Raw genomic sequence first — 18,704 nt, 5'->3', positions numbered from 1 at the left:
GTTTCCGCCTGTGTCAAAGACTTGGCATAAGCCAAGTTTTTCTAACAAACTTCGTTTAGCCACAGGCTTTGCGGTATTCTTTAATGGTCAACTGTACGTTGGGGTTATTGAGAATAATTCGGAATAAAGATATCACATCATAGGGTTCACTCTTGACCGTTTGCTCTGCATAGGCAGTTGCTGCTTCCTCTGTATCAAAGCAAGAGATTTCGTCACATTGTCCGTTTAGAACCTTCACCACTGAATAAATGTTCATATTCATCGGCTCTCAACCTCCTTTGTAATTTTATAATCAGGGCAGTCCTTTACGTGTTCCTGAAAGGATTTTAAGGCCATTTCTAACCCATCGGCAAAACCACTGTTATACTCATTTGACGATATCCCTTGAATGTAATGCAGATAAACAATCGTACTTTTTTCCCACTCTTTCAGACATTCCTGTAATGAAGCCAAAATAAGGTGCCCCCTTCCAAACAGGACTTTTTAAATTATTGTTTCTAGATGAAAAAGTATTATCCTTCTAAATACTTTCTTATACTTTCGTCAATAGAAATTTTATACCTTTGGAAAGTGATCTAGAGATTGACACTACTTTACTCCCTTACTATCATTGAAAGTGGAGGTGAAATTATGGGTTGGTTACTTAGCTTGCTATTAAATGGTGCGGCTTTATTGATTGCGGACTATTTTATTGACAGTATTCAAATCAATGGTGTTGTCTCAGCTTTACTAGCTGCTTTACTGTTAGGTTTTGTCAATACTTTTATTCGACCTATTTTAGTTTTTCTTACCTTTCCCCTAACAGTAATTTCCCTGGGATTTTTTATTTTAGTGCTTAATGCCATTACCTTTTGTTTGGTTTCTTGGCTAATCCCCGGTTTCCATGTCTACAGCTTCGGTGGAGCCTTTATAGGAGCTATCATTACTGGTATTACAAGCTGGATACTAAACCTAATCTTTAACAACAAATAGTTACTTAAAACCAAATGTAATTTAACATTTTATTTAATTATATATCTGGTTTTATAGTAAATCTTTTCTATTGGAAGCACTCCCTAATACTATAATTCCTTACAAAATTTTTCTCGTATTTAAAAACCCTCTTTGACCATAATAAAGATAGACCCACACAATAAAACAAAAATTTCAAGGAGGGAATTAAAACATGACTAGCCGTAATACTAACACCCCTGTAACCAATGGTGCTTCCAGTGCTCTAGATCAAATGAAGTATGAAATCGCCAGTGAATTAGGTATCGCTAACTATCAGCAAGTGGACAAAGGCGCTCTGCCCAGCCGCGTTAATGGTTATGTTGGTGGTAACATGACTAAGAAAATGGTTGCCTTCGCTGAGCAAGCTCTGATGAGCGGTGGCGTTGGTCAAGTTTCTCAATCTGCTCCTACCGACCAAATTAAATAAGTAAAAAGAACGGAAGGGCAATCGGTGCATCCTTTGAGACAGGCCCCGGTTGAGCCCCCAACGCAACGGGAGAGCTAAAGCTCTCCCGTTGTTCTTTTTTATTATTTGTTACAGCAACTCTTTTTATAGAGTGATCTAGATAAATATTTACCTAGCAGTTACTTCCACTGGATAAAGTAATTTCTTGTCTTACCTTATTCAAACTGAACAGTCAGGAATATTTCATTGAACTAACTAGTTGGTTCTTTTATAATGTTCTTGTATTAAATAACGTAGTTCATTCATAACAAGCATCTTAGTCTAAGGGGGCGTTTATATGTTTATGGTAACCATTAACCAAGACAAATGCGAAGGTTGCGGCTCTTGTGTCGATGCCTGCCCTGCCAAAATTTTAGGTATGACCGAGGGTAAAGCAGAAGTAATCGGCGATGCGGCAGATTGCCTGGGCTGCGAAACCTGTCTCGAATTGTGTCCTACCGAGGCTTTTTCCATCATGGAACTTTAATAAAGTAATAACGGGCTGACCAGGGTCAGCCCGTTATTACTTTATGGTCCCAAACATAATAAAAACCGCACCTAGGATAATGAAACCAAGCTTTATGATGGATGCATGACCCGCTAACCCACTGATACCTACTAAATTAATTAACAGTAAAATCGCTGGATTGGTAATTGATAAAACTGCGTTGATACGTAAACCAGCTTCAACGGTAGGGTATTTTAGCATAAAATACACAGCAACCAGGGAAATAATTGCTAGCAAAAACCTTAAATAGACCATAATTTTAGCTGCAGCAGTGGGCTCCATCTTGTCCTCCTGGAAGTATCGTTACCTTTATTTTCTCCCATGGAGGAAAAATAATGTCCTTTCATTGCACAAAAGGATTTAGCCCTATCTTTGGAGAATATCTATTAAAAGGAAGAAGGGATGACATTGGCATTTCTTAAAAATTTTTTTACTTTTATCCAAGCCTTACTAAACCCACTGGTACCTTCTCGCATGAAATATGAGATAGGCGGCTGTTTATTGTATTTCATCAGCCCCATTGATTTTATTCCAGACTTTATCCCCCTCACCGGCCGGGCCGATGACCTCGTGGTCATGCTTTGGGGTTTCAAAAGGGTTTATGATGTATTAAAACACCACAAACAATCCCTATCATTAAAAGCTAAAGAAGCCAAAAGTATGCCCTAACTTTTAGAAGGGATTCTTTTAGCTTCTTTTTTCTATTATTTATAATATTTCCTTTAACAGATAGGCCAGCACACAGATACCAATAAAAATACCTACATTTCGCACCACAGTACTGCGCACCTGGCTATCCATTCTTTGTTTTTCTCTTTTCTGTCTTAGCCTTTTTTGTTCAGGAGACATATAGTCTAATTTCTTTAATTTAGGCTCTTGTCTCGGTGTAAAAGGAATAACTTTCCCCTTTGCGTTTGTTGCCTTCTGCCTCTCCCCCATAAAAACAACATCCTTTTCTCTGCTGTTCTTAAAATAATCACTCTATATCTTCTTTACCAATGGCATATCCCAGACTAAATATATCTTTCAGTAAATTATGTAATAATATCTCCGCCCATTGAACAACTTTAGGATTGGGCTTACTCTTGTAAATTCTCGCCAGTTCATTAGAAACTTCATAAAGCATTTCTCTGAGATCATATTTATCTTCAAATTCTTCAGAACAAAAAATATCTGCTCCCTCTTCAATGGAAGCATTAAACTGCTTTTCTAGTCCACTAAAGTAACTAACAATTTCATTCAGTTCCCCTAGCACCCCTTGAAGCGCGGTTTCCATACAGAAATCAAAAAATTTATTGCGTTCCTCTTCGGGTAAACTATCAAAAACAGTTTTGCCTTCTTTATAGTAATGGACCTCACAATTTGCCACATTGCCCTTTTCAAAACCAGTTCCCTCAAAAAACTCTCTAATTCGCTTCTGCCCGATAGAGCTTACCGACCGGCCATCACCTTCATTGATATTGGCAATAATTTCTGGGGGGCCCAACTCACATTTTATTCGTAGGACCTTTGTTTCTTTAAGATAGAAGATGTAGTAATCGCCATATTTTCTGGTCTTTATCTGTTCCGGGATAATGAGTACTCCCCCCCTTTTCGTAACCGTTGTTATTTTCTTGTATTCTAAATTCCCTACCTGACAGCAAAATCCTTCCCCACAAAAAGTAAAATCAATCTCTGCCACCTCTCTAAGAATCCTATTATTTACAATCTATGAAAAAAGTATGACATTCTTTACTGCTACATTGTATTTTACCTATTTGCTGTTATAATAAAATTATAGTCAAGGTAAGTTAAAGTCAGTAAATACACTATGGTACTTTCACATTTCTTGCCCCAAACCTACTATGTTTAGATTTCACATTTTTAGTCTTCTACTTTTTCTTAGCGAAAATACTTCAAATGCCACATCTATTTTATGTTACCTCAAATATTGATTTGAGGTTTAAAAACCAGCTGCGCCAAAAAATTAAATAGCGTTTATATTTCCAATATTCCGACGTATTTCCCTTTGTTATTAATTTATGTCCTAAAATTTTATATTTAATATTTCTTTTTAAAAAAGAGGTTTTTTAAATTTTGTGACAAATATCAAATATGATAACCAGAGTATATTGTCGAATAACCCAGGTGTTTAACTAACGATCTGTAGTCTTAATTTTTTTAGCAGAGTCGTTAGTATGCATATGCAAAAATGCAGCTTTTAGCAAAGGGGGAAAACCTATGCAGAACCAAGCGGACAAAGAAAAAGAAAGGCAAGTGACCAGGCGGGGCTTCCTCAAGATGATGGGGGGCATCGGTCTGACAGGCATCACTGCAACCATTGCAGGATGTAGTACAGATCCCGCCGGCGGCAAGGGCTGGATGCCACAGCAGTACCAGGTTGCCAGCTCATTCCCGGTTCAGGTAAAGGGTCGTATTCCTATTGATCCCACCAACCCTTCCATTACCCGGGATGACAAGAAATGTGTTTTGTGCGGCCAGTGTGTGGAGGTTTGTCAAAGGGTTCAGACTGTTTACGGCTATTATGAACTACCCATTAAAGACGACATTACCTGCGTAAACTGCGGACAGTGCACCCTGTGGTGTCCCACTGCAGCGATCACCGAACGGGACGACATTGACAAAGTGGTCCAAGCTTTAGAAGACAAAAGCATTCATGTAGTCGTTCAAACCGCTCCTGCCACCAGAGTTGGTTTAGGAGAAGAGTTTGGCATGGCTCCGGGTTCCTTCGTAGAAGGCAAACAAGTAGCAGCACTGAAGAAACTTGGTTTCGATGCAGTCTTTGATACCAACTTCTCAGCAGACTTAACCATTTTCGAAGAAGGTACCGAGTTAATTAAGAGAGTTACCGGGGCACTTGATGAACCCCTACCGCAATTTACCTCCTGCAGCCCTGGGTGGGTAAAATTCTGCGAGTACTACTATCCAGACCTGTTGCACCATATGTCTACCTGTAAATCACCACAGCAAATGCTGGGTGCTTTAGTCAAGACTTATTATGCTAAGGAAAAGGGTATTAGCCCGGATAAAATTTTCTCCGTGTCCATTATGCCTTGTACCGCTAAAAAGTTTGAAGCTGCCCGTCCAGAAATGAACAGTGCGGGTAAACATGCTGGCAAACCCGAATTAAGAGACGTGGACGTTGTTTTAACTACCCGTGAATTAGCTCGCTTAATTAAGAGCAAAGGTATTGATTTAACTTCCCTAAAAGACGAGAAGTACGATACTTTGATGGGTGAAAGTACCAGTGCCGGCTTAATCTTTGGTGCTACCGGCGGTGTTATGGAAGCCGCCATTCGTTCTGCTTACTTCCTAATTACCAAGCAAGAGCCACCGGAAGCCTTATTAAATCTAACCCCGATTCGTGGTCTGCAGGGTTGTAAAGAAGCCACTGTTAATATTCCCGGTGTAGGGGATGTTAAAGTAGCTGTTGTACACGGTTTAAGCAATGCCCGTCCTATACTGGAAGCGGTGCGCAAGGGAGACGCTCCTTATCATTTCATCGAATTTATGTGCTGCCCCGGCGGTTGCATCAGTGGCGGCGGCCAACCTCGTACCTCTTTACCACCGTCTGACGAAGTACGTCAAGCCCGTATCAACAGTATTTATAACGCAGACGCTCACATTTATGCTAAGCGTAAGAGCCATGAGAACAAGGAAGTCCTAGCCCTCTATGAAAAATTCCTAGAGAGCCCCAACAGTCATATCGCCCATGAACTGCTGCATACCCATTACGAAGACCGCAGCAAGCATCTAACCGTTAAAAAGAACGCTTAACCTGTAAACCCTAGGAGGTGAAACTTATGTCAAAAGGTGTTCTGGTTGATCTTACCAAATGTGTGGGTTGCGGCAGCTGTACCGTGGCCTGCAAGCTATATAACGGCAATGCCTGGGATGAAACTACTCCTACCTTGGGAGATAAAGCCAAACTGACCGGTAAAAACTGGACCGTAGTCCATCATAAAGAAGTAAAAGACAGTAATGGACAGCCTGTATGGCGCTTTGTTAAGCAGCAGTGTTTACACTGCAAGGAACCTGCCTGTGTTTCTGCTTGCTTTGCCAAGGCTTTCCAAAAAACCGAAGCAGGCCCGGTAATTTATTACCCCCACCTGTGCGTTGGTTGCCGCTATTGCATGGTAGCCTGTCCTTTTAACGTTCCTAAATATGAATGGGAGAAGGCCTTCCCGCTGGTAACCAAGTGCATGATGTGCAGTGATAAAGTAGAAAAGGGTGAAGCCCCTGCCTGTGTATCAGTTTGTCCTGCGGATGTATTTAAATTTGGTGAGCGCGAAGAACTGCTTAAAGAAGCTAAAGCCATTATCGCCAAAGATGCCAAGTATGTAAAACACATCTATGGTGAAGAAGAAGTGGGCGGCACTGACTGGATTTATATTTCTGACGTTCCCTTTGATCAATTGGGCTTTAAAACCAATGTTACCAAACGTTCGCTACCCAGCTATACCGCAAGTTTCATGCATGCCACTCCCTTTGTGGGCATTACCTGGGGCGTTATTCTAACTGGCTTATACCACTATACAAAACGCCGTAACCAGGTTTCTAAAGAAAACAATAAGAACATTAAGGCCTAACACGCCACGATATTTTTGAGAACTGGGGGGATATTTATGGCGTCTCACGCCCAAGCCCAAAAATGGAGCTTTAGAATTACTCCAATACGCGTCTTATTACTGCTCTTATCGGCAGTGGCCATCGGAGCGATTATTTTCCGTCTGGTTACTGGTCTGGGTACTGTTACAAACTTAAGTGATGAATGGCCTTGGGGTCTCTGGATCGGTTTTGACGTACTCTGTGGTGTTGCTCTGGCCGGTGGTGGATATGGTACCGCACTTATCGTACACGTTCTGCACAAAGATTACTTCCATCCAATCGCCCGCAGTGCAATGCTAACATCTTTACTAGGTTATCTGTTAGTAATGGCCGGCTTATTCCTGGATATTGGTCAATGGTTCAACTTCTGGCGCCCCTTTGTATCCTGGGGTCATCACTCTGTTCTGTTTGAAGTTTTCTGGTGTGTATCCTGCTATACCACCGTACAGGTTTTAGAATTTGGTGAAATTGCTACCGAACGTGTGGGCAAGCAGTTCCATAGTATCTTTAAAAAGGCTTTGCCCGTTTTAATGATTGTTGGTATCATCTTCCCAACCCTGCACCAGTCTTCTTTAGGTGCTTTGTACCTGTTGATGGTAGATAAGCTGTATCCCCTGTGGTGGTCTCCTATCATCTTCCTGTTTTTCTTAATGTCCTCTTTCTTTGTAGGACCTGCGATGATTTGTGTGGAAACCACTTTGGCTGGTAAAGCTTATGATCATTGGATTCCCATTCCAATTTTACGCAAGCTAGTAAGAATTTCCGGTTATGCCATGATTCTTTATCTAATCATAAAAATCGTTGACTTAACCAATCGCGGCGTATTGGGATTAGCGTTCTCGGGTACCTTTGAAGCTAATTGGTTCCTAATCGAAATGATCTTTGGCATCATCATACCCATTGTCATTGCCTTCACCGGTTTCAGCAACTCCCGCAGTGGTCTGTTTACCTTTGGTTTACTGGTAAGCTGCGGTGTCGTACTGAACCGTATGAACGTGGTAGTGACTGGTATGATTCGTTCCACCGGCGTATCTTACGTTCCCTCTCTTTGGGAATTTGTTGTGAGCGCTGGTTTGGTTGCCATGGGTGTTCTAGCCTACTGCTTCATCGTGGAGAACTTCAAAATTCTCGAGCACGATAATCATAGTCATGCAGCCTAAGCAATCTATCTTACTACACTAGGTAAGAAGGGCGGTGGTATCCTCGGATCTCACCGCCCTTCTTTTCATAAAAAATCGCGCTTGCTTTATTTCTTCTATAACCCGAGGCCTAGTCGGGTTTTCTTTTTTAAGGCCACTCATATATCATGCAAAGAACATGCCGTCATAAAGATACTGTTTTTTCACTATTACTGGTTGGTTTTGTTCTTTTATTGAACAATTCATAACAGACTCTTGTCTCTTTGCATGATATTCGTTCCCTTTTAGAACATTTTTAGTTTGTAAAAATAAAAATCCCGCATCATGTTCAAAAGATGCGGGATTTTGTGTTAGGAAACTTATTCTGTAAAATTTTGGGGGTCCTCCAGGAAATAAACCACATAGGCCCGGGCGGGATCCTGACGAATTTCTTCCATGATGGAAGGACCAACAGAAACCTCGCCAATAAGGTTAATATCGGAGTCAATGTCAAATTCTTCGTCTTCCTGAGGTTTTAAAACTTCTACGCCGGGCTTGGGATCTTTGGTTTTAATACCCAGGGCCAAGTACTTCTCTCTTGCCTCTTCAGGATTATCCCCGAAGATAATTCTTGTGTTAGTTGGATGCTGCACGTTACTTACCTCCGCTTACATATTTTATTGCATTTTTTTTGACAGCCATTTTTGCACCAAGTTATTTAAGATTACCAACCCCGATCCCAGCAGTACGATGCCGCCAAGGGATAAGACCAGATAAGTACCTGGAGCAAGTTGCAGCGATTGTAGGTATTGGTTATAGTTCTTCACTGCCTGGCTAGCTATCATCACATATATGATTAAAACAATAAACACAAAGTAATTTCCCTTTGGATTTTTGGCCTTGGAATCATCAATTTTCTTTTTCTGTTTGGTCAAATTAGTTTTCCCTTCTTATTAACTCGTTGTCGGAAACTACATTACTTACGAACAGTTCGTGTGCATGTTTTTATTTTACTACAAACACATTATTTAGTGTACCCTCTATTGTTAAACTACATTATATTTTTTGGAAATTGCAATAGTATTTATTTCAGAGGTACTAGCTAAAGATATTTAGTACATCAGCCGATTTTAACCGAAATTCAACATTATCTTTTTCAAAGACTTTCATTCCTTTGGCTCTCTCATCTTGCTTTAGAGAATCCACACTATCGACAAAACAAAGGGGCGGAAATAAAACACACCACCAATTTTTTCCTTTCCCCTCGCCAATAATTACCCTAACAGCATGATAGTTGCCCGCGGGTAGGGTAAGATTACCATAGGATTTAGTGGGGAAATCATAGTCACCGATTTTAACCTCTACGGGGTACTGTTTACCCTCCAGTTGAATCTGATGCTGGGCTAACTCTTTGATTTCGTCCATACTGGCCACAATAATTTGTTCTGCTTCCTGCCTGTTATTGGCTGCACGGAAACGCACTTTCATTTCGTTGACGATGCTATCCCGCACGTGCAATTTTAAGGACTGGTCTGCATAGCTATCGCTATTCGCAATGACATGAAAACGGATTAGCTCGCTGGCAAATTCCTGTTGGACATAGGTACGGTAGGAGAAAAAACAGGCACCAGCTATCATTGCCAGAGCTGTCATGATGGTTAAAATTCTTTTTATACTAAACCTCATGGTCAAACACCTCTTCATACGCTAATTAACTATTAACAGTATGGGACATGTTTGACATTTTTATACATAGACATACAAAAACCACGGTTTTAACCGTGGTTAGAGTTTGAAAAAATGTTATTTTTAATTCGTGTGATGGTTACCACACTGTCCTTCTAGTTCAAGATATGCCTCAAATTGGTCCCTTAGAAAAAGATCTACCAGGGGGCGGTGGCTATCGGGAACCACCCAATGCACCAACATACCACCTTCGTCATTGCGAATGATTCTACCACGGGTTCCTTCGCTGATGGCACCTAAATTCACCTTCGCCTTAACCCATACCTCATCCCGGCCGTGATGAACTGCCAGCATTTGTCTGGCCATTTCTAGGGTATGCATCAGTCCATTCATGGTTTCCTCAACTTTCCCCTGGGAAAGCAGCTCAATTCCTTCGGTACAGAGCTTTATCACCGTATCCAATTTAACCTTGGGAGCTTCCCTTTCCAACCTTCACCCGCCTCCTTTACCCGATTATGATGTTATAAGTGACCTTTCCCTGCTGCAGTGCTAGCAGCATTCCCTGCTGCCCAAAGATCAAGTTTTGTACCACTAAAAAACAATCGTTAAATAGCTGCTCTTCGATGGGGCCCACCAACAGAGCCTGCCATCTTTCACCCAATTGACCACACAATAGTCCTGCTAACTCTTTTTTATTGATAGCATACTCTACAGTTATCAATTGCCTTAAATTGCCCACGGCAATCACTTTGCGCTGGTTGTCTCAACCTGATTCATAAAAATAAATCAAGACTTCTTTATCCCCGTTAATTTTATCGGACAGAGAACTTAGTTTAGACTTGTCCATCGAACCAAGCACCACTAAGCCATGTTTTTCCATAATGTTCTTAATCTCTGCCATCTGCCCACAACCTGTGGCTGCCACAATCATTCCCATGGTGCCTATCATCCTTTAATAGTGGGGTGGTTTGTCTTTTAAAGGGCATTTCATACAGTAGCAATCATCGCATTCGTCTCTGCAGGAGGTATTGCATTTACATGGAACATCTTCATAAATACATTTCATTATAAGCCCCTCCCCTCCTTGTACTATGTGGTATTTCTTAAGGATTTAGGCCTTGGCCTTGGCGTTTTTTCTTTTTGGACCCCTGACCACTAGTTTGTCCTTATAGTAGTTCACCACAAATGTTGTTTTTCCTGTATGGTATCTCACAGAATAGGATAATCTAGAAATAAATGGCAACTACTTATTAGAAGGTGAACTACTATGGATATGGCGGTAGTCAAAAAAAATATCCGCTGGGACTTTTCTATTGATAATGAATTCTCAACCCCCAACAGAAGAACCGGCTATACCTTTGTTATCGACCAGTTTGCCGCTTCTCCCCAGCTAGCACTATATCGCATTGGCCCTTATAGCAGCCACACAGATTTTTTGGAGAAGCAACCTCCCCAGGAATTACTGATAAAAGCTCTAAGTGAACAATGCATTGCACCTACGGAGGACGGATTATTTAAGATTAACCAGGAACTACGACACTGGATTGAAGACCATCTGTTAAAGTATTGATTGTGTATTAAAAAGGGGACTGCGCCGAAATTTTTGTTTCGGTACAGCCCCTTTTTTTAATACTATCCGATCTTTTCTTCTTCCTGCTCTCCTTTGTTAAACATATCGAGAATATAGTCAGTGGCCATATCGCTCTTATGCAATACGATGCCAAAGGCCAGGGCAGTGATTAAATATCTTCGTATAGCCTCATTTAAGTCTTCCACAGAAAGCTCATTTTCTAGAAAAGGTAAGATAAATCTCATACAAACCTGCGCTGTCATTACGTGAATCAGATTTTCTACTCCGGGGTAGGTGCTGATTATCTCCTTAATGGAGGGTGCATCATCCAACATCCTGAAGTATTCCATAGCTGCATTTTCATCAATGGGTTCAAATCTCATGGATTATTCCTCCTTCTTTGCCAATAACTTACATTACCAGCATGCCACAAAGGAGGGGTAAATATAACCTATCATAATTTAATCCATCGGCAAACCCTTTTCCTTTAATGCCTCAAACACCTCGGGTTGCAAATAGGTTTTCCACTCCGGATACTTTTTCTTTAAGCTGAGCAACACATCTCTGTTAAGATAAAATATTTCTGCCAGCTTATCAGGATCATTCTTATGTGTTTGTAATTCCCAAAAAAGCTTAATCTCCCCGAACACAACCCACTCTCCCTCATCGCTTTTGGTTTATGGGTATGTCGAAAGAGATAAAATATGACAAAGTTTACAGTGGGGGTAACAAAGTCGTTTCTAAAGGCCATCGGATACTACTAAAAACTTATTAGAAAAAATGGGTCTTATCAAGGTAGGATAAGACCCATGCTACAGTGTTAGCTCACCATTTAATCGTGGCAATGGCAAATTTGTAGTTGATCTTCAAGGTTATGCTTTATACGTTTAACCTGAGAAACCATGTCAGGGCTTAATTCATACAAAGTATTTCCCGTTAGATCTGCGTTAACAGCGTCCGGACTATAGGGAAGTATGCCAAGCAATGGCAAGAAGTTTAGATTTTCCCGGATGGTTTTCTCCTGTTCCGGTCTTACCTTATTTGCTACTACAAATACCTTTTCTACCCCCAGGTCCTTGGCTAATGTAACCGTGTTTTTAGCCGTCTGAAAACTGCGCTGTCCAGGTTCCACAACTACGATAAAGGCATCTACCCCTCTGGCGGTACCTCTGCCCATATGCTCCAAACCAGCTTCCATATCGACTATGACGGTCTCATCGGTATCCAATACCAGATGATTTAATAATGAACGAACAACGGTATTTTCCGGGCAATAGCATCCACTACCTCCGGCCGGTGCCATACCAAGCTGTAAAAGCTTAATTCCGTTCTTTTCGATTACGTATTTTTCGGGAATATCATCCACCTTAGGATTTAAACTGAACCACTGTCCTGAGGTACCAGGTTCTGCTCCAGTTCGCTCCTTTATTAATTTGCGATCCTGAGCAATGGTCGTGCTAGCCTCCAGTTCTCTGGTGGTTAAGCCTAAGGCTAAACCTAAGTTTGCATCTGGGTCAGCATCCACCGCTAAAACGGTTTTACCTTCTTTGGCATATAAGAAGCATAGCATAGCTGACAGGGTAGTTTTACCTACTCCACCTTTACCTGAAATGGCAATTTTAAACCCTTTTTCCGGTGAACACACTTGAATTCCCCCATTCTATTTTAAGCCTAAAGCATGTCGTTTTGCTTTAATCCGATCGATAATGATTGCCGCAGCTTGAACCGGATCTTTCTCATAAATAAGTTTTCCTCCAAAAATGCCATCTGTGGTAGTAGCATAATCCTCTTTATTGGCGGTTAGTACGTTGACTACCAGATCTGAACCGGTAACCTGAGGATTTACACCCACATGTACGTCTACTCCATTGGCAATAAAAAAGGTACCAATCGCTATTGCTTTAGGATGATGGGTTTCCGGACAAGAGCCGGCAACCGGTAAGTCCCTCACCCCAACGCCAAGATAGTTGGCCAGTGCTGTTAAGAGGTCAGCAATTCGAGAGTTATCAACACAGCTTCCCATATGCAGTGCCGGGGGCAAACCAGGTAGACCATTAGCTTGCCCAACAACGGTAAGAGTATTACGTAAGCCCTCACCGGCATATTTTAGCCCGTCAGGTGATAATAGACCAAATTTACCGAGGGAGTGTGCCGAACAACCGGTAGCCACCACTAAAACATTATTTTTGATTAGTTCTTTAGCTAACGCCACATTGGCACTGTCCTGTTTCTCCCGGGGGTTTGTACAACCCACCAATCCAACTGCTCCTAAAATATCACCACTTATGATGGCATCTACCAAAGGCTTTAAAGGATCCTCGCTGTTAACTGCCTTAAGTGCGTCGACAATTTGCTCTACCGAGAAACCAGCATACGCTTCAGTAACCTCATTAGGAATAGAGATCTTATTGGGATCGCGCTTTTTAAAGTTTGCAATGGCGCGAAGAATAATCTCTTGGGCTGCCTCGTCGGCTTTTTCTACAGTAAATTCAACATGGGTAGCGCCAGAGATTTTTACATGGGGCAAAGTCGTAATAACCTCTGTATGATAACATCTGGCAACTTCCTGCAAACCGGGCATAATACATTGAATATCGACTACCATAGCCTCTAAGGCACCGGTAATAATAGGCATCTCTTGGCTGGCATAATTGGTAGCCACTGATACACCTTGGCGCATCAACAGTTCGTTACCACTACAGCATACGCCCACTACATTAATGCCTTCTGCTCCGACTTCCTTAGCCCGATCATTCAGCTTCCTTGCCCATTCCACAACTTTTTCCGCTAGTAGAGGAACATGACCATGCACAGATATATTAACCATCTCTTCTTTTATGACACCCAGGCGGTATTCCGTCTTAATAACTTTCGGAATTCCAAAAAGAATATCCTGGAGGTCAGTTGACATGTGTAAACCGCTGTAACCATCCACCAAACCCAGGGTTATCGCACCCAGTAACAGGTTAACCGGGTCGGCATCACCGCCCATTACCTGACGAGATAAACTCTTAACAATTTCCAAGTGAGCGTTGACCGGTAATATGCCTAATTCTTGCCAGGTTTGACTGGACTTTTCATGCGCTCTAAGCTTTAACCAGTTTAACGTTCCCTGCTGTTTTTGAAAATCTTCCAAAGCTTTTAAGGCAACCTCTTTGGCCAGTTGTTTACTATCCTTACCAGTTGTATCAATACCTAAGCCTGAAGCAACCGCTTGTAACTTATCTTTTCCTTTTATCTCATAGGGAGCCTTATCCTCTATTACTTCTAAAATGGCATGGATAATTTCCCTGGAATGCTCGGAGTGACTGGCTGCCCCCTCGGTTACACTGGTTAAGAAATTTCTAGCCACTATGGTATCCACGTTTGCACCACATACTCCCAGTTGTGGGCCTTTACCATTGGGGGCAATCCGACAGGGTCCTTCTAAGCAATGCTTACAACACACACCCGTTGCACCAAAACCACACTGGGTCATTTTGGTTGCCCGATCAAAGGCAGTTTCAATGCCTTCCCGCCGAGCTTTTAAGAGTAATTCCTGAACACCGGTATCCATAGACAGGTCTGTTACCTTTGGTAATTCTTTCATAAGAATTCCTCCCCGCTTTGTATATATTAATTCATTAGTTTACTAATTGAATTTTAACATCGGCGGGGCGAGAATTCCGTAAAGTACTTTACGTTTTGGTTTGAATTTTCAATTTATTTATAATAATTTGAAACAATGCTGATGTCTTTAATAATTATTTTTTTCGAAGCCAGTTGGATCAGCTTTTTACTGGTAAGTTCCTTGATGATTGTGGCCAGGGTTTGGCGGCTGGTCCCAATCATACTGGCTATTTCTTCCCTGGTAAGGTTCAAATCAATGACAATGCCGTCATCCGTACGTACACCCGAGTTTCGCGACCATTCTGCCAGTAGGGAGGTAAATCGCATACCGGCTTCTTCAAAAACCAGGCCTTCTATTACATCCATAGAACCTTTCAGCGCATCCCCCAGGACTGCCACCAGGTTAAAAACCAAATTTGGCATACTGCTTAGGATCTCTTTGAAAATTTCTATGGGAATGGTAATTAATCTTACCTTGTCCAGGGCTTGACCAAAGGCTCTGGTGTGACCACTATAGACGTCACCAGGATGTAAAATAGTTAGGGTAAATTCTTTACCTTGGGGATACGCTAGATAGATGCGGATTTTTCCTTCCACTACAAGCAATATTGAACGGTCAAACTTCCCTGGGGAAAGTATCGTTTCTTTGCGATCAAATACAAACTCTTGGAAATAATCTTGGTATTTGTTTAACGCTTCTAGTTGAACCCCGCTAAACAAATCCACACTTTTTAAATGTGCTAGCTCTTTAATAGATCTCACCCCACATAGTATAGTATCTCTGTATCCTGTGTTTACTATTAAATTGTTTCCTACTACAACGGCAACTAATACACCTCTCTTAGCCATTGTAAGAACCGTGTAAAAAATTGCTATGATAAAAAAACAACCCCCGATTAGGGGGATTACAGATTTTTCTACTGTCCAATCAAGGGGGACGGGGGCAGTTGTTTGGCTTCTTGGCGTTTTCGCTCTTGTTCCACCCGTTTCTTGCTTAATAAAAACATTAATGGTAATACCAAGGCGACAATATAGGCACTTACCACAAAGGTATCGTTGAGGGCATTCATAAAGGATTGGCGAGCCACCAGACCGGATATGATACTCAAACTTCCCTGTTCTGAACCTGCACCACTAATTCCACTAGTAACTAATACTCCCTTCATACCGGCCAAAGCCATCTGCGTCGCCGGGGAATCTACGCTAATCTTCTCGCTAAAGATAGCCGTATGGTAGGTCTGTCTTTGCATCATAACATAGGTTAAATAAGCAATCCCCATGGAGGCAGCAATTTGCCTTACGGTGTTGTTCAGGGCTGAGGCACGGCCTACTAAAAAACGAGGGATGGTATTCATACCGGCGGTGGTTAAGGGCATATTCGCTAAGCCTAAGCCCAAGGCCCGAATGGATAAAATTACTTGTAAATGACGGTAGCTGGTATCTAAACTGAGGGTATGCAGATAATAGGTCAGTACCACCACAATGGACATCCCCACCATACCTAACCAAAAGGCTCCGAACTTATCAAAGAGCTTCCCACTGATGGGCATCATAAATCCGGTTACCAAGGCCATTGGCATCATCATTAACCCGGTTTCCATAGGGGTGTAACCCAGCAAGTTCTGTGCATAAATGGGTATTAAAAATATGGCGGAGAATAGACCAACGGTCGAAATACAGGTGGCCAACAAACTGGCGGCGAAAACCGTATTCCGCAGCAGACGTAAATCGATGAGAGGATTTGGTGTCTGCAACTCCCACATGACAAACAACAGTAATGTAAAACCAGAGATAATAAAAAGTGTAACGATATATTGAGAGGTCCAGCCCTTGTCCTGCCCTTCACTTAAGGCCAACAGCAGGGCAAAGCAGCACACGGAGCTTAAGAGAATACCTAATAAGTCCGGCTTTAAGTCTTTCTGTACCGGGGTTTCTTCTAAATAAGTCAGGGAAAGCATAATAGCAGCAATACCGATGGGAATATTAATGGTAAAAATCCAGTGCCAACTAAACTTATCCACCAGGTAACCGCCCAGGGTAGGACCGATAGCTGGAGCCATAATGGCGGCAATACCCCAGATACCCAAGGCCATGCCGATCTTATCCCGGGGAATAATGCGATAAATCATCGACATACTGATGGGAATAATCATGCCCCCGCCGATGGCCTGAATGACACGGAAAATAGTTAAGGAGTTGGTACTCCAGGCAAGGCCACAGAGAAGTGAACCCAGGGTAAAAGCCGCAACAGACCAAATATACATCCGTTTGTTGCCAAAACGATCCCCTAGATAGCCGGTAATGGGTACCACCACACCGGAGGTTAGCATATAGCCCGTTAAAATCCATTGTATGTCTTCCGCCGAGGAACCAAACAGCGTCATAAAGCGGGGCAACGCCACGTTCACAATGCTGCTATCCAAAATGGCCATAAAAGCACCAATAACCAGAATTAACAAAGGCCCCCAGGGAATGGACTGCCCTGTCGGAGGAGTTCCGGTAGGCGGCCCCGGGGGGGTATCACCGGGGCTAGGGGTGGAGTTGTGGTGTTCGCTCAACTCATCACCCCCTATTTAATATTAATTTTTACAATAGCATTCATGCCCGGGAGCAGCCTCTTATTATGATAGTCCTCAATACTAATCTTTACGGGTATCCGCTGGGTTACTTTCGTAAAGGAATTGCTGGTACTCTGTTGTGGTAATAGAGAAAATACCGAGTTAGCTGCATTGCCCACCGAGAGAATTTTTCCTTGAAATTTTTCTCCGGGGAAAGTATCAATGGTATAGTGAACAGTTTGTCCTACTTTTAACTTGTTGAGATCACTTTCTTCAATATTAGCAGTGACATAGAGATCCTTTAGATCTGCTATCATTGCCACGGCTACCCCAGGGGAAGCCACTTCCCCGATATGGGCGATTTTTTTAATGACAGTACCGCTAATGGGTGCCTTGATGACTGTTAAATCCAAATTAGCACCGGAAGATAACGTAACATCAGACAGACGACCCATGTATTCTCCTGCGTCTACATCCTGATTCTCTTCAATGGGCAGTTCAATAATCTGTCCCGACACCTGCGGGCTAACCTTGACAACATTGCCATCTATCCGGGCATCTTCCGTAGAGACATAATGTGCGTTCTGATACCAATAGTAGTAGGAGACCCCGGCCAAGGTAACCACCATCGCCAATAATACAAGATAAATGCGTTTCTTCTTCATCATAATCCTCCGTGTAAACTGATTCTAATTTTTTTGATCAATGACAACCTCTGCAAACATGCCTGGCTTTAAAGTATGGTCTGGGTTATCCACTTTCACCTTAACGGGAAACCCTTTCGTCTGCGGGTCAGCTGAAAGACCAATGTTAGTAATAACACCGGTAAATTCTTTAGCCGCTACAGCTGGCACCCTTACTTTTACCTCCTGACCGTTTTGCAACTGATTGATCGAGTTTTCGTTAACCATACCTTTAATAACAACTTGATCTAAATTGACCAGGGTTAACACGGTATTTTGGGTCCCCGCCATTTCTCCGGGATTAATATTCCGGGCAGTAATCACACCGGCAAAGGGCGCTTTCATAAACATATCATTATAAGTAATTTGCTGTTTCCTTAAAGTAGCTTGAGCGGATTGTAGTCCTGCCTCCGCTCGCTGGAAGGGTCCTTCATAGGTTTTCTCATAATCCGCTTGAGAAATAGCCTGGGAAGCCAGTAATTCTTTACCGCGCTGGTAGTTGGCTTGGGCCAAATTGTATTCAACCTGGGCACTGTTTACCTGGGCAGATGACACTTCTATATCCGCTTCCTTATCCCCGGCATCCAGACTGATTAACACCTGTCCTGCTTTAACGGCAGTACCCAGATCCACATGCACTGCCGAGACCTTGCCTGCTATTTTGCTTACCAGGTTAGCCGTTTGCACTGCTTCAATTTTACCGCTAATAACTGCTGCCGCTTGATTTTGTTTTTGAGAAGTTTCCGCCTGGGCTGGTTTAGTCCCGGGATTACTACCGCCCGAGTCGTTTGGTGCACCTTGATTGCAGCCAGCTAGCAACAGCATAGCCAGCAATAATGTACCAATGAATGATCTTCTTGTTCTAACCATTTCCTTATCCTCCGTTCATTCTGTCTAACTGATAGATTATTCGCCACACAATTAAG

General features: G+C 42.3%; 27 protein-coding genes. 8 read left to right on the top strand and 19 right to left on the bottom strand.

What is annotated here, in order from left to right; genetic code table 11:
- Nucleotides 1–55: 55 nt before the first annotated feature.
- Both BUA78_RS05490 and BUA78_RS05485 read right to left on the bottom strand, forming a co-directional pair.
- Nucleotides 56–262 carry a hypothetical protein gene (locus tag BUA78_RS05490; RefSeq protein ID WP_072911720.1) on the bottom strand — a complete coding sequence of 69 codons (207 nt, stop codon included), beginning with the start codon at nt 260–262 and terminating at the stop codon, nt 56–58.
- Nucleotides 259–453, bottom strand: a complete 195-nt coding sequence (locus BUA78_RS05485) for a cap-binding protein (protein WP_072911717.1) — start codon at nt 451–453, stop codon at nt 259–261. The genes BUA78_RS05490 and BUA78_RS05485 overlap by 4 nt, the downstream gene beginning before the upstream one ends.
- A 177-nt stretch (nt 454–630) precedes the next feature.
- Here BUA78_RS05485 and BUA78_RS05480 point away from each other — a divergent pair, with 177 nt between their 5' ends.
- The 3 genes from BUA78_RS05480 to BUA78_RS05470 all read left to right on the top strand — a co-directional run bounded on the left by BUA78_RS05480 (nt 631) and on the right by BUA78_RS05470 (nt 1,925).
- The gene (locus tag BUA78_RS05480; protein ID WP_072911715.1) at nt 631–972 is read left to right on the top strand and encodes a phage holin family protein; all 342 of its coding nucleotides are present in this window, start codon (nt 631–633) and stop codon (nt 970–972) included.
- Between the two features lie 193 nt (nt 973–1,165).
- Nucleotides 1,166–1,420 (top strand): alpha/beta-type small acid-soluble spore protein, encoded by a 255-nt coding sequence (locus tag BUA78_RS05475; protein ID WP_072911712.1) that lies wholly within the window; start codon nt 1,166–1,168, stop codon nt 1,418–1,420.
- A 316-nt stretch (nt 1,421–1,736) separates the two neighbouring features.
- On the top strand, nt 1,737–1,925 hold the full coding sequence (locus tag BUA78_RS05470; protein WP_072911710.1) for an indolepyruvate ferredoxin oxidoreductase subunit alpha: 189 nt from the start codon (nt 1,737–1,739) through the stop codon (nt 1,923–1,925).
- Nucleotides 1,926–1,961: 36 nt separating this feature from the next.
- Here BUA78_RS05470 and BUA78_RS05465 read toward each other — a convergent pair whose 3' ends face one another.
- Entirely contained in the window at nt 1,962–2,228 is a 267-nt protein-coding gene (locus BUA78_RS05465; RefSeq protein WP_072911707.1) for a DUF2619 domain-containing protein, read from the bottom strand.
- A 126-nt stretch (nt 2,229–2,354) separates the two neighbouring features.
- On the opposite strand from BUA78_RS05465, the gene BUA78_RS05460 reads away from it, so the two are divergent.
- The gene (locus BUA78_RS05460; protein ID WP_238456734.1) at nt 2,355–2,615 is read left to right on the top strand and encodes a YkvA family protein; all 261 of its coding nucleotides are present in this window, start codon (nt 2,355–2,357) and stop codon (nt 2,613–2,615) included.
- Nucleotides 2,616–2,654: 39 nt separating this feature from the next.
- Here the strand turns inward: BUA78_RS05460 and BUA78_RS05455 are convergent, their stop codons facing one another.
- Complete coding sequence (locus BUA78_RS05455; protein ID WP_072911702.1) at nt 2,655–2,885, bottom strand: hypothetical protein; 231 nt, start codon at nt 2,883–2,885, stop codon at nt 2,655–2,657.
- A 37-nt stretch (nt 2,886–2,922) separates the two neighbouring features.
- Nucleotides 2,923–3,627 carry a hypothetical protein gene (locus BUA78_RS05450; RefSeq protein ID WP_238456733.1) on the bottom strand — a complete coding sequence of 235 codons (705 nt, stop codon included), beginning with the start codon at nt 3,625–3,627 and terminating at the stop codon, nt 2,923–2,925.
- 539 nt (nt 3,628–4,166) lie between these two features.
- Here BUA78_RS05450 and BUA78_RS05445 point away from each other — a divergent pair.
- The 3 genes from BUA78_RS05445 to nrfD are packed head-to-tail and all read left to right on the top strand — an operon-like array spanning nt 4,167 to nt 7,714.
- Nucleotides 4,167–5,723: a [FeFe] hydrogenase, group A gene (locus BUA78_RS05445; RefSeq protein ID WP_072911699.1), complete on the top strand. Its 1,557-nt coding sequence runs from the start codon at nt 4,167–4,169 to the stop codon at nt 5,721–5,723.
- 26 nt (nt 5,724–5,749) lie between these two features.
- A complete protein-coding gene (locus BUA78_RS05440; RefSeq protein WP_072911697.1) occupies nt 5,750–6,535 on the top strand; it encodes a 4Fe-4S dicluster domain-containing protein in 786 nt (261 codons plus the stop codon).
- Between the two features lie 36 nt (nt 6,536–6,571).
- Complete coding sequence (gene nrfD, locus BUA78_RS05435; RefSeq protein ID WP_072911694.1) at nt 6,572–7,714, top strand: NrfD/PsrC family molybdoenzyme membrane anchor subunit; 1,143 nt, start codon at nt 6,572–6,574, stop codon at nt 7,712–7,714.
- 338 nt (nt 7,715–8,052) lie between these two features.
- Here the strand turns inward: nrfD and BUA78_RS05430 are convergent, their stop codons facing one another.
- The 6 genes from BUA78_RS05430 to BUA78_RS20135 form a co-directional block, all read right to left on the bottom strand.
- Nucleotides 8,053–8,325 carry a hypothetical protein gene (locus tag BUA78_RS05430; RefSeq protein WP_072911692.1) on the bottom strand — a complete coding sequence of 91 codons (273 nt, stop codon included), beginning with the start codon at nt 8,323–8,325 and terminating at the stop codon, nt 8,053–8,055.
- 24 nt (nt 8,326–8,349) lie between these two features.
- Nucleotides 8,350–8,607: a hypothetical protein gene (locus tag BUA78_RS05425; RefSeq protein WP_072911689.1), complete on the bottom strand. Its 258-nt coding sequence runs from the start codon at nt 8,605–8,607 to the stop codon at nt 8,350–8,352.
- A gap of 163 nt (nt 8,608–8,770) precedes the next feature.
- Entirely contained in the window at nt 8,771–9,310 is a 540-nt protein-coding gene (gene spoIIR, locus BUA78_RS05420) for a stage II sporulation protein R (RefSeq protein ID WP_420795495.1), read from the bottom strand.
- A gap of 171 nt (nt 9,311–9,481) precedes the next feature.
- A complete protein-coding gene (locus tag BUA78_RS05415; RefSeq protein ID WP_072911684.1) occupies nt 9,482–9,847 on the bottom strand; it encodes a hypothetical protein in 366 nt (121 codons plus the stop codon).
- A gap of 16 nt (nt 9,848–9,863) precedes the next feature.
- Entirely contained in the window at nt 9,864–10,097 is a 234-nt protein-coding gene (locus BUA78_RS05410) for a hypothetical protein (RefSeq protein ID WP_139257261.1), read from the bottom strand.
- Between the two features lie 24 nt (nt 10,098–10,121).
- Nucleotides 10,122–10,295, bottom strand: coding sequence for a hypothetical protein (locus tag BUA78_RS20135; RefSeq protein WP_175548972.1), 174 nt, complete (start codon nt 10,293–10,295; stop codon nt 10,122–10,124).
- A gap of 330 nt (nt 10,296–10,625) precedes the next feature.
- On the opposite strand from BUA78_RS20135, the gene BUA78_RS05405 reads away from it, so the two are divergent.
- A complete protein-coding gene (locus BUA78_RS05405) occupies nt 10,626–10,928 on the top strand; it encodes a DVU0772 family protein (RefSeq protein WP_072911680.1) in 303 nt (100 codons plus the stop codon).
- Nucleotides 10,929–10,990: 62 nt separating this feature from the next.
- Here the strand turns inward: BUA78_RS05405 and BUA78_RS05400 are convergent, their stop codons facing one another.
- The 8 genes from BUA78_RS05400 to BUA78_RS05365 form a co-directional block, all read right to left on the bottom strand.
- Nucleotides 10,991–11,311 carry a hypothetical protein gene (locus tag BUA78_RS05400; RefSeq protein WP_072911677.1) on the bottom strand — a complete coding sequence of 107 codons (321 nt, stop codon included), beginning with the start codon at nt 11,309–11,311 and terminating at the stop codon, nt 10,991–10,993.
- 78 nt (nt 11,312–11,389) lie between these two features.
- Entirely contained in the window at nt 11,390–11,578 is a 189-nt protein-coding gene (locus BUA78_RS05395; protein ID WP_072911675.1) for a VHS/ENTH/ANTH domain-containing protein, read from the bottom strand.
- A gap of 182 nt (nt 11,579–11,760) precedes the next feature.
- A complete protein-coding gene (locus tag BUA78_RS05390) occupies nt 11,761–12,573 on the bottom strand; it encodes an ATP-binding protein (RefSeq protein ID WP_072911672.1) in 813 nt (270 codons plus the stop codon).
- Nucleotides 12,574–12,588: 15 nt separating this feature from the next.
- Nucleotides 12,589–14,517, bottom strand: coding sequence for an anaerobic carbon-monoxide dehydrogenase catalytic subunit (gene cooS / locus BUA78_RS05385; RefSeq protein ID WP_072911670.1), 1,929 nt, complete (start codon nt 14,515–14,517; stop codon nt 12,589–12,591).
- A gap of 113 nt (nt 14,518–14,630) precedes the next feature.
- Nucleotides 14,631–15,299: a Crp/Fnr family transcriptional regulator gene (locus BUA78_RS05380; protein WP_238456732.1), complete on the bottom strand. Its 669-nt coding sequence runs from the start codon at nt 15,297–15,299 to the stop codon at nt 14,631–14,633.
- Nucleotides 15,300–15,454: 155 nt separating this feature from the next.
- The gene (locus BUA78_RS05375; protein ID WP_238456743.1) at nt 15,455–16,969 is read right to left on the bottom strand and encodes a DHA2 family efflux MFS transporter permease subunit; all 1,515 of its coding nucleotides are present in this window, start codon (nt 16,967–16,969) and stop codon (nt 15,455–15,457) included.
- Between the two features lie 137 nt (nt 16,970–17,106).
- Nucleotides 17,107–17,760: an HlyD family secretion protein gene (locus BUA78_RS05370; RefSeq protein ID WP_072911667.1), complete on the bottom strand. Its 654-nt coding sequence runs from the start codon at nt 17,758–17,760 to the stop codon at nt 17,107–17,109.
- A gap of 24 nt (nt 17,761–17,784) precedes the next feature.
- The gene (locus tag BUA78_RS05365) at nt 17,785–18,648 is read right to left on the bottom strand and encodes an efflux RND transporter periplasmic adaptor subunit (RefSeq protein ID WP_072911665.1); all 864 of its coding nucleotides are present in this window, start codon (nt 18,646–18,648) and stop codon (nt 17,785–17,787) included.
- Nucleotides 18,649–18,704 lie beyond the last annotated feature (56 nt).

The organism is Desulforamulus aeronauticus DSM 10349, from assembly GCF_900142375.1.
Lineage (GTDB): Bacteria > Bacillota > Desulfotomaculia > Desulfotomaculales > Desulfotomaculaceae > Desulfotomaculum > Desulfotomaculum aeronauticum.
This window is presented reverse-complemented; position numbering and strand designations above follow the sequence as displayed.